We start from the raw sequence: 13,474 nt of genomic DNA on the forward strand, positions 1-13,474 counted from the left end.
AAGATGGAACGCCTAATGCGGTGAAAATCGCACGTTGGGTGTGGAGCAGGGGAAAAGATGGAGATTACATCAAAATCTTACCTATTGCTATTAAAGTAACGGGTAGCTTTAGTTCAAAAAGCTACGAAATAGATACGGATTAATAGCATAATTCATATGGATTGGGCTATTTTTTTGAAAACAAAAGCACCGCAAAAAGCGGTGTGAATTGATATACATTTTGCTTTACCCAATACTAAATCGGGAAAGCCCCTGCTTTTAAGTATGGGGATAGAACCGATTATATTATTATCTATTAATTATAATTTATTTTTGAACCTTTGCACCAATATTCTTTCTGTTGAAATTCTGTCGGTTGTCCTTCATTATAAAGATATAGACATTTGAATAAGTATATTTTTATGAAGGAAGTAGATTATGACGGAAGAAAATATAACCCGAATTGATTTAGATGGTAAAGAAATTATCTTAATTGGTACTGCCCATGTTTCCAAACAAAGTGTAGAGCAGGTAAAGGAAGTCATTGATCGAGAACGCCCTGATTCTGTTTGTATCGAATTGGATGAACAACGATACAAAGCCATTATGGAAGGGAATAAATGGAGAGAGACTGATATCTTTAAGGTTATTAAAGAAAAGAAAGCAACATTACTCATCATGAATCTCGCTATCTCTTCTTTCCAAAATCGTTTAGCTAAGCAATTTGATACGAAACCGGGACAGGAAATGATTCAAGGAATTGAATCAGCAAAAGAAATCGGGGCGGAGCTCGTTTTAGCGGACCGCAATATCCAAATTACTTTTTCAAGAATTTGGAGCAATGTTAGCTTTTGGGGTAAAGGGCAGCTGCTAACGTCTATTTTCTATAGCATCTTCAATAAAGAGTCTATTTCTGAAGAAGAACTTGAGAAAATGAAAACTCAGGATACATTGAATGCATCGCTTGCTGAAATTTCGGAAGCGTTTCCTAGATTGAAAAAACCTTTAATTGATGAGCGCGACCAATACTTAGCTCAAAAGATTAAGGAAGCACCAGGTAAAAAAATCGTCGCTGTTCTTGGTGCAGCACATGTACCAGGGATAACAAAAGAAATTCATAAGAACCAAGATTTACAAGCGCTAACAAAAACAAAACCAAAGTCAAAAGCACCTCAAATCATTGGTTGGGCAATTCCAGCCCTTATAGTCGCAATAATTGCATTTACCTTTTTTCTCAATCCTTCTGCCGGTATGGATCAAGCGATTAGCTGGATTCTTTGGACTGGGATCTCAGCAGCAATAGGTGCAACAGCTGCTTTAGCGCATCCTCTTGCTATTTTGTCTGCCTTTGTGGCGGCGCCAATTACTACCCTGCATCCATTATTGGCAGCAGGATGGGTATCTGGAATTGTACAAGCTTATATTAAACGACCAAGTGTAGCAGATTTTCAAACACTCTCTGAGGATGTTTTTTCAATTAAGGGCTTTTGGCGTAATAAGTTTACCAGGGTTCTACTAGTAATCATCTTGACGAATATTGGTGGTTCATTAGGAACACTTATAGGAGGAGCGGATGTCATCCGTTTATTCTTAGATAATTTTTAAAGGAGGTACCTTCCAAATGGAAGGTGCCTTTTTATCTACTTGGAAGATGTTGTCGAACGGTTAATGCGTAATTAGCTAGTGTGCTGAAGTAGAATAGAGATATCTGATAATTGAAATAAGGGAGGAAAAAGGTGAATATTTATCTCATTCGTCATGGTGAAGCAGAGCATAATGTTGATAAAACAGTGATGGCACATACGCATGATTCGCAGCATAGTTTAACAGAGTTAGGACATAAACAAGCACAGGTAACGGCTGAATTTTTCAAAACGATTGTTACTCCAAGGACTGTTTTGTATAGTTCTCCTTATTTACGCACGATTCAAACGGCAAAGGCCATTCACTCCCAGTTGCCGGAGGAGGTGCCGTTTTTTGAAAGTCCACTAGTTAGAGAATGGGAGCTTGGAAATCTTTATGACTTTACGGATCGTACCCCGGAGAAAAAGAAGGAATTCAAAGCAGCGGGTCAATTTTACTTTCGTTTTCAAAATGGGGAATCCTTAGCCGATGTGTATTTGCGGGCGACGATGTTCATGCATACAGTAGTCGAACGAGCAAGAAGGCAGCAACGATATGAAAATGTAGTCGTTGTCTCTCACGGAGCCTTTATTCATATGCTGCTAACCTTTTTGATGAATTGGCCAACAGAGGAATTGAAAAATTTCAAACCGGTAGAGAATGCATCTGTAATTAAAATAAATGAAGTAAATGGAGATTATCAGTACGAGAAAATATTTGTACCTGTCGTCCAGTAATATTGTAAAAGTACACCCTCAAGCAGTAAATGGGGGTGTACTTTTTTTATCTAAAAGTTAAAACATGAGGACTGACTAATTCTATTCTTAGAATAATAATTTACTTTTTCAAATATAGAAAATTTTACATAATGCTTATGGAAAGGTAATGAAATCGATTACAAGAAAATTATAAATAATTTAAATTGACTGAAAAGTATAATTATATTATTATTCTAGTAATACAAATGTTTCGATTTACGAAATAATACCAAATTCATCCAAGAGAGGGAGAACCGCTCATGTCACAAATGTTAGCTTTAGTCATTCTTTTACTTATTCTATTTATTGGAGATTTAGTTGCCGTTCGAACAAAGGCCTGGGTGCCATCCATTTTCGTTTGCGCTGTTCTGTTCCTTCTAGGTTATTGGACATTCTTTCCGCAAGACATCGTAGCATTGGCAGGAGTACCGCCAGTGGTAGCCACGATGATGATGTACTTATTAATTACAAATATGGGAACTTTGCTTTCCCTTCAGGAATTGAAGAATCAGTGGAAGACGATCATCATTGCGCTTTCAGGTATTTTAGGAATAATCGCACTTCTATTTGGTGTTGGAACATTGCTTTTCGGTTTTGAAACCATCGTTGTTGCGATTCCGCCGCTAGTGGGTGGTGTAGTATCGGCGCTGATCATGTCAGAGGGTGCTAAAGAAGCCGGTCTAGCCACATTATCGGTATTTGCCATCGTCATTTATGTCATGCAGGGATTTGCGGGATATCCGATTACTTCCATCGTTCTGAAAAAGGAAGGGAAGAGACTTCTTCAGCAGTATCGCAGCGGGCAACTTGCTATGACAGCACAAGAAGGGGCAGCAGCGGAGGTCGCTGCTGCAACAGCAGTTGCAAAGCCAGAGCTAAAGCTGTTTAAAAATATGCCGGAGAAATATAATACAGACTTTTTTAAGTTTTTAAGGCTAGCCTTAGTAGCATACCTTGCCTATCTAACTTCAACACTATTAGCACCAATCGTTTCTATCAGCCCGTTTGTTCTATGCTTATTGTACGGGGTAATTGCCACTAGTGCAGGATTCCTAGAAAAGCAGGTATTACAAAAAGCAAATGGTTTCGGATTTGCCATCATGGCGCTTATGCTGTTTATCTTTGATGGTTTAAAACAGGCTACACCAAGCATGATGCTTGAAATCATTTATCCACTTGTAGGTGTTATTGTATTGGGTGTAATCGGAATGTATATCTTCTCCTTTATCGCCGGAAAACTGTTAAAAGTGAGCAAAGAAATGGCGTTTGCTGTTTCACTAACAGCTTTATATGGATTTCCAGCTGACTATATTATCACAAACGAGGTCATAAAATCCTTAACAGAGGATGAAAAAGAAAGAGAAATGCTAACCAGCAATATGCTGCCTCCTATGCTTGTCGGCGGATTTATCACCGTTACGATGGTTTCGGTCATTTTAGCAGGTATCTTTGTAGGGTTCTTGTAAGAAAGGTTGTGTACTTGAATGCATGTGAAAATAGATCGTAATCTAGCAACTATACAGGCAAGGGTTGAAAGTCATATTGATACATTAAGTACCTTTACCGCCACACCGGGTAAAGGTACTACCCGGCTTACATACAGCCATGAGGATTTGCAGGCACGTCAGTATTTAAAAGAAAAAATGAAGGAATACGGCTTACAAGTCAGGGAAGATGGCTTTGGCAATATTTTTGGAAAGCTGCAAGGAACGCTGAAGGATGCGCCAAGTGTCCTTATTGGGTCGCACTTTGACTCGGTTCCAAATGGCGGATCGTATGATGGGCCAGCGGGAGTTGTGGCAGGACTAGAGGTAGCAGCACTTTTTGCTGAAAACCGTTTAACACCAAAATATCCTTTAGAAGTGATTGCCTTAGTCGAGGAAGAAGGTTCTAGATTTGGCGGCGGTCTGATGGGATCACGCGGAATCGTCGGATTATTAGATGAGGAAGGTTTTAATGGTTTAAAAGATAAAGATGGAATTTATGCTGTCGATGCAATGAAGAAAATGGGACTCGATCCTTCGCTTCCGAAAAAAAGAGATCCAAAGACCATGAAGGCCTACCTGGAATTGCATATTGAACAAGGACCGATTCTTGAAGAAAAAGGTATTCCCATTGGTGTGGTGGAAGCGATTGTTGGTTTGACTCAATTAGAAGTTACCGTCAAGGGGCAGGCTGGGCATGCCGGTACGACTCCGATGGATCGAAGGGCAGATGCGTTAGTCACTGCGGCTAAGATGATTGCACAATTCCCAGAGCTTGCGGGCTCGGAGGGAGAGGATACGGTTGTCACAACAGGCAGGTTGAATGTGTTCCCAAATGGAGCGAATGTAATCCCTGATAAAACGGTGTTTACTGTAGATATTCGCTCAGGGAAGGAAGAACATGTCCAGAATGTTATCGAAAAGGTGAAAGAATTAGCAGTATCTTATAGTAGGAATGGAATAGAAATATCCGTTGAGCAGCTTTTATATATCCAGCCAAAAGAGATGAACAAGGACATTGTCTCTTTGCTAAAGAAAACGACTAATGAGCTGGATATTCCTAACTGTTCGATTAACAGCGGTGCAGGTCATGATGCGATGGTCTTTTCCGATTTTACGAATGTAGGAATGCTTTTTATTCCAAGTAAAGATGGATTAAGTCATTGTCCGGAAGAATGGTCTGATTCTCGTGATGTAGCAAATGCAGTCCAAATTCTATTTGAAGCAGCCAAAAAGTTAACGGAGGCGGAATAAATAATGATTCATGCAAAAATAAAAGAAGCGATTCAAATCTATAGTGAAGAACTAACACAACTACGCAGACAGCTTCATAGTGAACCGGAAGTATCATGGGAGGAATTCAAAACCACTCAGTTTGTCTGCGAGTATCTAGATAAACTAGGAATCTCTTATCGTAAAACAGAACCAACCGGTGTTATCGCCGAAATTCAAGGCGGAAAGCTGGGAAAAACTGTTGCCTTAAGGGGTGACATGGATGCCTTACAGGTTGAGGAACTGAACAAGGATTTACCCTATGCGTCCAAAGAAGAAGGTAAAATGCACGCCTGTGGACATGACGCACACACTGCAATGCTCATGATTGCAGCCAAAGCCTTAAATGAAATAAAAGAAGAATTGCCGGGTAATGTACGGTTATTGTTCCAGCCGGCTGAAGAAGTAGCAGAAGGTGCGAAGGCATTGGTGAAACAAGGTGCAATGGAAGGTGTGGATAACGTTTTTGGAATTCACATTTGGTCGCAGATGCCGGCAAACAAAGTAGCTTGTTCGCCAGGACCTTCTTTTGCATCAGCAGATTTATTTAGAGTCACCTTTAAAGGCAGGGGCGGTCATGGGGCTATGCCTCATGCTTGTATTGATGCGGCAGTCGTGGCCTCGTCCTTTGTCATGAATGTACAAACCGTCGTATCACGAACCATCGATGCCCAACAGCCTGCTGTCCTGACAATTGGAAAAATGGTTGTTGGTACGAGATTCAATATCATAGCTGAAAATGCGGTGATAGAAGGAACCGTCCGCTGTTTCCACCCAGAAACAAGGGATCATATTGAAACACAACTCCAGCATTACGCTGACCAGGTGGCGGCAATATACGGTGCAACTGCCAAAGTGGAATACACTCGTGGAACTCAAGCGGTCATTAACGAAGAATACAGTGCAAAACTAGTACAAAAAGTAGCTGTCGAATCATTTGGTAGTGATGCAATATATAACGAAAAACCAACCATGGGCGGCGAAGACTTCAGCGAATACCTCGTCCAAGCACCAGGCAGCTTTGCCCTCGTCGGCAGCGGCAACCCAGAAAAAGACACAGAATGGGCCCATCACCACGGCAAATTCAACATCGACGAAGACGCCCTAGCGACGGGTGCTGAACTCTATGCGCAATATGCTTGGGCATACTTAAACGAATAAACAAATGAATAACAATTAAACAAAAAAATGGATACCGCCAGCGGCAGTATCCATTTTTTTGTTTAATCACTGTCCGCCTGAGGTGGACAGTGTCCACGGGCGGTGACAGGCACCATTAATTAGCTGCCAGCTGTACTTTTTGTTTCCGCCGGTAAACCACCTTTGATAGTAAAACACTGCACTCATATAAAAAGATGAGCGGAATGATTACCAAAATATCTGATAATAAATCCGGCGGAGTGATTAGGACAGCTGTTACGATAAGAACAAAATAGGAGTATTTACGAATTTTTTGCAATCTGTAAGGATTCAAGACTCCAAGACTTGTAAGGAACATGATCACCACTGGAAGTTCGAATAGGAATCCAAATGGCAGGGTCATATGCAGTAAAAACCGAAAGTATTTTTCTGTGGTGAAAAAGGTCATAAACATATCTTCCGATAAAGAGAGAAGGAACTGATAGACGATTGGAAATATAACAAAATATCCAAAGCTGATACCAATAATAAAAAGAAGAAATAACGCTGGAATATAAGCTAGTGTTACCTTTCTCTCCATTTCTTTCAATGCCGGGCGAACAAACAGCCAAAATTGATAGGCAGCCATGGGAATCGTACCTGAAATGGCAACGACACAGGCGAGCAGTAAATACACCCATAAAATATCACTCGGACCTAAAATGGCCAGCTGCACTTCTATGTCGCTAACAATCCATTGATAAATATCTTGTACATAAATAAAGGCGATAATAAACAAAACCAAAAAGGTTCCGATTGTGATAATGAGGCGTTTACGTAATTCTTCAAAATGACCAATTAAATCCATATCCTGTGGCTTAGCCATCATAATCCTCCTTAAAAAAGAAGATGCAAGCACCTGATTTGCGCCTACATCTTCATAAAAAATAGTTTATATCTCTTTTTTAGTCTGCACTTTATCAGATTCATCATCTGAAACTAAGTCGCGCGTCGACTTCTTAAATTCCTTTAAGGTCGAACCAACAGCGCGGCCTAATTCCGGTAATTTGGATGGTCCGAAAATGATTAAGGCAATCACTAAAACGAGAATTAATCCAGGTATGCCTATGTTCTGAAGCATGGACTGTAACCTCCTTTAAATAGCTTTTCTTGTCATGTTCCGCTGGTGATAATATTGAAAAAGCTTATATTTAGCTTTGTTCTTACAAAGATGACAACGAAAGCCCTCTTCCTCTGTAATTAGCTTAATATGAGGAACGTACATAAGCTTCAGGGCATCCTTTACGTGGTTTGAACAAACGAACATGGTGAGAATGGCTCCTTCCACTTGATTATTTAAAGCTTCCGCCTTGTACAGCTACTAAACAAGAGCGCCCAAATGTTTGACCAGGGTATGGATTCCAAGTGCTAGGATGCTGCACATCTAGGAATAAAGTTTTTTCGTCTGGCGTTAACCATGGACCTGTTAGTTCACTGCCTTTTGGACCTGAGGCAAATTGGAAAGGTTCCCCGTATTGTTTTCCATCAGTTGGAATCATGAATACACCACAGTTTTTATAAGCAGCATATTGATTCGTTTCTGTTGCACCATAATCTTCAACAACCCATAGGTTCCCTTTGCTGTCAAAGTGAAGGTTATCTGGGCAAGTAATTCCGCTTTGCTGTCCGCCCGCAACAAATACTTCAAACGTGAAGGCTTCACTAGCATGATCGGCATTTGCAGGAACAAATCGAACGATTTGGCCATGGAAATTTCCGTGCCCTGTATTGTTCGTTAATGCTAAGAAAACAGAGCCATCATGAGGGTGAATTTCCACGTCTTCCGGGCGATCTAATAGCGTACCACCAACGGCTTTTCCTGCTGCACGTGCATTGGTTAAGACATCAGCTTGGTCAGCAAACTGCCCCTGAAGCTTAGAATTTGTTGCATGATCGAGAGCAATCCATTTTTGCTCTTTCATACTGGCCACATATAGAGTTCCGCTTTCTAAAATATCGAAATTGGCTTCACGATTGGCAGGATTAAATTTCTTGCTGCTAATGAATTTGTAGAAACACGCGTCACCTTTATCATCACCCATATATACCACAACTCTGCCGTCATTGGTTAAGCCCATTGCTGTATTTTCATGGGCAAAGCGACCGAGGGCAGTATGCTTGCGTACAGGTCTGTTTGGATCAAACGGATCCACTTCCACAACCCAGCCGTAATGATTATCATTAAAATTAGGCCAGCCATAGTCATCGCCATATTCTGTGTTTTCTTCACAAGATAGAACGGTATTCCATAAAGTACGTCCGCCGCTGCAGTTTCCTAATGAACCAACTACACTCGTTGCGTCACCCACATACTTGGTTCCGCGCGCAGGACCAGTTAATTCAATCGGAGTATTACCATCGACTCGGCGATTATATGTATCATCTACTACAAGCTTCCATCCACCTTTTTCTTTCTTAACGTGGATGACAGATCCACCGACAGCTTCTTTTTCCAATTTAAGAAGCTCAGGGTAGTCTGCAAGGTTCCCTGTAAAAGTAGATTCATTGATTCCTAATAATTTCATATAGTTTTCGGGTTCAGGGAACTCGTGATTTACCCAGATCAAGCCTTCTTCGGAATTGTTTCCACCTTGTAAACTATCCATTGGAAAATAGACTGTAAGATCGGCAGCATCCCCAAATTTTTCACCCTTTGAGTTAATCTTATCACCATAAGAAGCAATAATTGAGTAGTTGTACCCATTAGGGAGTACCACATCGTTTTCCCATGTACGACTTATTGGTTTGAACGGTGAAGTAAGTGATTTACCCTTTCCAGAAGGTTGCCCATTCTGTAAATGGTCTCCAGTCATTGCGTTTCCGGTTAAAGCCCCAATTCCAGATGAAGCGGCAACTAGTGCAGCTGTACTACTTCCAACATATGTTAAAAATAAACGGCGATCCATTTAATCATTCTCCCTTTTTGGTGATTTAGTACTATCAACTATGATTATAGGCAGGCCTAAACCCAATGTTAATTAAGGGAGTGTAAAGATTTGTTAAGAAATTCTAAATTACTTTAATTATCTGTAAATTTAATAAAAATAGTCATAAAGCCCATTTCAATATCGAAATATATAGTTTGTGCTTCACCCTGCGATTGGAAAAAACAAGATCGGTAGCGAAATTCTACAAATAGTTATTGATCATCTAGTGAATTACTTTTTCAGATTGTCGAATATTAATAAGTAAATGGAGGGATTTAGGAAATGGAAGGTTTTCATCAAAAACCAAATATCTATGTGGGCGAAGTCAGTCTTAAAGTGAAAAATTTAGACACAGCGCTAACTTTTTATCAAAATCTAATTGGTTTTCAAGTACTAGAAAAAACAGATCGGAAAGTAGTCCTAACAACAGATGGGAAAAATGCATTACTTACTCTTGAACAGCCTGAAAATGTAATAGCAAAAGAAGGAAAGATGTCGGGGCTTTATCACTTTGCAATTTTGCTGCCAAGCCGTGCGGATTTATCTGTATTCTTACGCCATTTTCTTAGTACTGGGTACCCGCTTGGTGCAGCCGATCATTATGTAAGCGAAGCGCTTTATATTACTGATCCTGATGGTAACGGGATCGAAGTATACCGAGACCGCCCTTCAAAGGAGTGGACTTGGAAAAATGGGCTGGTAGATATGGCTACGGTGGAACTCGATGGGAATGGGATATTAGCTGAAAGTAATGCCGAATGGACGGGGTTGCCTGCTGGGACAATCATGGGTCATATTCATCTGCATGTTGGGGATTTACAGAAGGCAGAAGAATTTTATACAAAAGGGCTCGGATTTAATGTGGTAAGCCACTATCCACAGGCGGTCTTTTTGTCAACAGGAGGTTACCACCACCATATTGCGATTAATACATGGCAGGGAGTGGGGGCTCCAACTCCGCCAGAAAATAGTGTTGGTTTACATTGGTATACAATCGTCTTCCCTGATGAGGCAGTTAGAGTAACAGCGGTTAATCAACTGCAGCAGTCAGGCTTTATGGTAAGGAAAGAAAAAGATTATTTGGTAACTCGTGATCCATCAGGAAATGAAATTAGGTTGATTTTATAAACTGACACCATAATGATTGTTGTTAAAAACTTAAAGCCGATTTTAACGTGGAAATAGTTATTTTGCGCCTTGAACTATAAGAGGTCCATAGTGACCGAGACTCTTCAAAATCAGAAGCACGGGTCACTATAGAGCCTAATTGTGTTCGAGACCCGCAAATAATAAGAGCAATTATATAAAAAGAAGCCTCGAATTGGCCTGGTCCCTGTGTATTGGCATAGGAATCAGGCTTTTTTGTTACTGAAATTGGAAAATTAACCAAAAACTATTGTTATTTGTCAATCAGAGTGATATAGTACATTACAACAGTAATGCACTATATCAGGAAGGAGGAATCGGGTTGATTCTAAATATGGACGGAACGAAGCCGATCTATTTGCAGATTTCGGAGTGGCTAGAGAGAGAAATTCTGAACAGAAATTTTGAAAGCGACCAAAAAATTTACTCCCAGTATCAGCTTGCAGAAATGTTTACGATTAATCCCGCTACGGCAGCAAAGGGATTAACGCTGCTGGTCGAGGAGAACATTTTATATAAAAAGCGCGGTCTTGGAATGTTTGTGGCAAGTAATGCGAAAGAAATCATCACAAATAAACGAAAGAATCAAACCCTTAAGCGATTAGTGGTTGAAATTGTAATGGAAGCGGAACGGTTAGATGTAAGTAAAGAGGAATTGATCCAAATGATTCGTGATGTGAAAACAGGGGAGGCAGGGGAATGAACGTCATTGATTGCAGAGGATTGACCAAGGTTTATGGGGGAACAAAAGCACTTAATAATCTTTCATTTACCATTGAAGAAAATAAGATTACCGGTTTAATAGGACGAAATGGTGCCGGGAAAACGACGCTCCTAAAGATAATTGCCGGATTTATGAGAGAAACATCAGGAGAAGTGGAGGTTTTTTCCGAAAAGCCATTTAATAATCTCTTTGTTTCCGCAAATGTTATTTATATAAATGATCAAATGAATTTTCCAACAGCATTAACGTTAAAGGAATTATTAAATGTGGCAGCAACCTTTTACGAAAATTGGGACCACGAGCTCGCCATGCGTCTTTTTGACTACTTTTCCTTTCATCCAGCCCAACTGTACAACGACCTTTCGAAGGGAATGAAAAGTACGTTTAATATGATAGTAGGTTTATCAGCACGCTGTAGGTTAACCATGTTTGATGAGCCAACAACCGGGATGGATGCAGCAGTAAGAAAGGATTTTTATCGGGCTTTGCTAAAAGATTACCTTGCTTATCCCCGAACCATTTTACTCTCCAGCCATCACTTAAATGAGATTGAGGATTTATTAGAAGACATCTTACTCTTAAAAGACGGGAAAGAATTTCTTCATATGCCAATGGCAGATTTAAAAGGTTGGGCGATTGGCGCACAAGGATTGACTGCGAATGTGAAAGAATGGATACAGGATAGAGAGGTCATCCATTTAAAAACCATCGGTCTAGATCGTATGTATGCAGTGGTTAGGAATGATTTTTCTGAGTATGAAAAGCAGAAAGCACGAGAGGCAGGACTTACCTTTTCGCCGGTTTCTTCAAGTGATGTATGTGTGTATTTAACAAGTAAAACGAAAGGGGGGATTGACGATGTCTTTATCTAAGCCTAGTACGTTTAATATTGTAAAAAAGCAATATGCCTATAAGCTTCAGGCGTATATTCAGGTGTTTATGTCCCTGGTCTTTATTCAGATGTTAGGAATACTCTTCTCCTTTAACGGTGTTGGAATGTCAGGCGGAGGCAGTAATACGCTTGGAGTGAATGTTCATTATTATTCTGCAGATATTGTGATTGCTTTCACGATTGTTTGGGCGATTATTTCTGCTATTCATATCACTACCCAAGCATACAGAAATGACGATTTTGTATTTGTAACGAATAGATTGAGCAGTAATTTTTCCAATATATTGTTTTTGTTGACTGCTAGTATCGTTGGTGGAATAACGGCCATCATGTCCACTTACGTAATGAAAGTATTGATGTATGTATTGGGTCGAACCGAATATCTATCGAGTCCCATTGCTGCAACAGAAATGATCATTGGTTTTGGTGCCACCATTCTCTATGTTTTACTTGGTACTGCAATCGGTTATTTTATTGGAACCCTTGTCCAGCTGAATAAGGTATTTGTTGTCTTGGTACCGGGTGTGTTAATTGGAATGATTGTCCTTGGAGCGGGAAGTATGAATGGGGAATTATTACAAGCTGTATTTAAATTTATTTTTATGGAGTCGTCATTCGCTTTATTTTTTATTAAAAATGTTATTTTAGTCACCTTGCTTTTTTCTAGTTCAGCACTGCTGTCCAATCGATTGGAGGTGAGGTAGATGGCTATTTTACCTCTATTAATCATCGTAATCATTATAATTGCTATAGTAAGACTGTCGAAGAGAAGCGGTCGAAAGAATACCTTCTTTGGTAAGCAAATTCGCTGGATTTTTGGCGGCTATTTAGCCATCCTGGTCATTTGTGCTGGCTTGAGTCCTTGGCTCCCTACTAACGGAAAAACCTACAAGACAATAGATGTAAAACAACTAGATAATGAGAATATGAAGTTATACGAAACAGTGTTAAAAGGGAATATTGATAAGGTGGATAGTAAATATATCAAAAAGACATGGAATCTGGATAATCAAGATCAACAACTTGCTATAACAACTCCAAATGAAGAATTTATCAATATGTCGATTATTGTAGAAAGAAAAACAGTGAATGATGGCGAAATTGAAGCGGTCTACTATAAATTGGGGTCCAGTGTTAATGGCATGGACATCTCTGATTTAGAAAAACCACTCCAATTGAAGATTGAGAAAAATACGGTGAGGATAGAGAATCCAGAAAGATTAACACTAGAATTCACCCAATTTCAACAAGCATTCCCAATTAACCAATTTACAGGAAAAGGCGGCTTCAGCAATTCAAACAACTTTTACGAAGGAAACAGTATCCTTTACCTAAAAGTTCCCAAAGACCTAAAAATCAACGCCCCATCCGAACTTAATGTACAATATGTGGAGTAAGGAAAATAGTAGAGAAAAATAATGATAATTATGGTGACAGGCACCGCTCGTGTACAATTGTGCGTCTGGGGTGGACAGTCACCTTTCATTGAA

General features: G+C 39.9%; 13 protein-coding genes. 10 read left to right on the forward strand and 3 right to left on the reverse strand.

What is annotated here, in order from left to right; all coding sequences use genetic code 11:
• Nucleotides 1-417 precede the first annotated feature (417 nt).
• The 5 genes from J2Y03_RS27825 (at nt 418) to J2Y03_RS27845 (ending at nt 6,277) form a co-directional block, all read left to right on the forward strand.
• The gene (locus J2Y03_RS27825) at nt 418-1,584 is read left to right on the forward strand and encodes a TraB/GumN family protein (protein ID WP_310200393.1); all 1,167 of its coding nucleotides are present in this window, start codon (nt 418-420) and stop codon (nt 1,582-1,584) included.
• 131 nt (nt 1,585-1,715) lie between these two features.
• Nucleotides 1,716-2,339, forward strand: coding sequence for a histidine phosphatase family protein (locus J2Y03_RS27830; RefSeq protein ID WP_310200395.1), 624 nt, complete (start codon nt 1,716-1,718; stop codon nt 2,337-2,339).
• 281 nt (nt 2,340-2,620) lie between these two features.
• Nucleotides 2,621-3,826 carry a hypothetical protein gene (locus tag J2Y03_RS27835; protein WP_310200397.1) on the forward strand — a complete coding sequence of 402 codons (1,206 nt, stop codon included), beginning with the start codon at nt 2,621-2,623 and terminating at the stop codon, nt 3,824-3,826.
• Between the two features lie 18 nt (nt 3,827-3,844).
• Entirely contained in the window at nt 3,845-5,098 is a 1,254-nt protein-coding gene (locus J2Y03_RS27840) for a Zn-dependent hydrolase (RefSeq protein WP_310200399.1), read from the forward strand.
• A gap of 3 nt (nt 5,099-5,101) precedes the next feature.
• The gene (locus J2Y03_RS27845) at nt 5,102-6,277 is read left to right on the forward strand and encodes an amidohydrolase (protein WP_310200401.1); all 1,176 of its coding nucleotides are present in this window, start codon (nt 5,102-5,104) and stop codon (nt 6,275-6,277) included.
• A 115-nt stretch (nt 6,278-6,392) separates the two neighbouring features.
• Here J2Y03_RS27845 and tatC read toward each other — a convergent pair whose 3' ends face one another.
• From tatC to J2Y03_RS27860, 3 genes are all read right to left on the reverse strand, one after another.
• Nucleotides 6,393-7,121: a twin-arginine translocase subunit TatC gene (tatC, locus tag J2Y03_RS27850; RefSeq protein WP_132097221.1), complete on the reverse strand. Its 729-nt coding sequence runs from the start codon at nt 7,119-7,121 to the stop codon at nt 6,393-6,395.
• A 66-nt stretch (nt 7,122-7,187) separates the two neighbouring features.
• Entirely contained in the window at nt 7,188-7,376 is a 189-nt protein-coding gene (locus J2Y03_RS27855) for a twin-arginine translocase TatA/TatE family subunit (RefSeq protein WP_132097222.1), read from the reverse strand.
• 211 nt (nt 7,377-7,587) lie between these two features.
• A complete protein-coding gene (locus tag J2Y03_RS27860; protein WP_310200403.1) occupies nt 7,588-9,201 on the reverse strand; it encodes a PhoX family protein in 1,614 nt (537 codons plus the stop codon).
• Nucleotides 9,202-9,504: 303 nt separating this feature from the next.
• On the opposite strand from J2Y03_RS27860, the gene J2Y03_RS27865 reads away from it, so the two are divergent.
• The 5 genes from J2Y03_RS27865 (at nt 9,505) to J2Y03_RS27885 (ending at nt 13,381) form a co-directional block, all read left to right on the forward strand.
• Complete coding sequence (locus J2Y03_RS27865) at nt 9,505-10,350, forward strand: VOC family protein (protein WP_310200405.1); 846 nt, start codon at nt 9,505-9,507, stop codon at nt 10,348-10,350.
• Between the two features lie 340 nt (nt 10,351-10,690).
• A complete protein-coding gene (locus J2Y03_RS27870) occupies nt 10,691-11,071 on the forward strand; it encodes a GntR family transcriptional regulator (protein ID WP_132097226.1) in 381 nt (126 codons plus the stop codon).
• Nucleotides 11,068-11,964, forward strand: coding sequence for an ABC transporter ATP-binding protein (locus J2Y03_RS27875; RefSeq protein WP_310200407.1), 897 nt, complete (start codon nt 11,068-11,070; stop codon nt 11,962-11,964). Before J2Y03_RS27870 ends, J2Y03_RS27875 begins: the two co-directional genes overlap by 4 nt.
• Nucleotides 11,951-12,688, forward strand: coding sequence for a hypothetical protein (locus J2Y03_RS27880; RefSeq protein ID WP_310200409.1), 738 nt, complete (start codon nt 11,951-11,953; stop codon nt 12,686-12,688). The genes J2Y03_RS27875 and J2Y03_RS27880 overlap by 14 nt, the downstream gene beginning before the upstream one ends.
• Nucleotides 12,689-13,381: a hypothetical protein gene (locus J2Y03_RS27885; protein WP_310200411.1), complete on the forward strand. Its 693-nt coding sequence runs from the start codon at nt 12,689-12,691 to the stop codon at nt 13,379-13,381.
• Nucleotides 13,382-13,474 lie beyond the last annotated feature (93 nt).

This window comes from Neobacillus niacini (assembly GCF_031457145.1).
GTDB classification, from domain to species: domain Bacteria; phylum Bacillota; class Bacilli; order Bacillales; family Cytobacillaceae; genus Neobacillus; species Neobacillus niacini_J.